Origin of the sequence: Methyloversatilis universalis FAM5 (assembly GCF_000214035.2) — a bacterium.
Classification (GTDB): Bacteria; Pseudomonadota; Gammaproteobacteria; order Burkholderiales; family Rhodocyclaceae; genus Methyloversatilis; species Methyloversatilis universalis.
In genome coordinates this window covers 1-299 of the sequence record NZ_AFHG01000017.1, presented here as the reverse complement: position 1 = coordinate 299, position 299 = coordinate 1, and the positions used below count along the sequence as shown (strand labels likewise).

Here is a 299-nt window from a genome sequence, read left to right as displayed (position 1 = left end):
GGTGCAGCCTTCTTCGCGGCCGGCTTCGCAGCAGCCTTCGCCGGTGCGGCCTTCTTCGCCGCCGGCTTCGCAGCAGCCTTCGCCGGCGCAGCCTTCTTCGCGGCCGGCTTCGCAGCAGCCTTCGCCGGTGCGGCCTTCTTCGCTGCCGGCTTCGCAGCAGCCTTGGCCGGTGCGGCCTTCTTCGCTGCCGGCTTCGCGGCGGCCTTCGCCGGTGCAGCCTTCTTCGCTGCCGGCTTCGCAGCGGCCTTCGCCGGTGCAGCCTTCTTCGCCGCCGGCTTCGCAGCGGCCTTCGCCGGTGC

General features: G+C 73.2%; 1 protein-coding gene. It reads right to left on the bottom strand.

Annotated elements, in window-relative coordinates; translation table 11 throughout:
* Window positions 1-299: hypothetical protein (locus METUNV1_RS00075; protein WP_043358655.1), on the bottom strand; the 299-nt coding region annotated here is incomplete at both ends.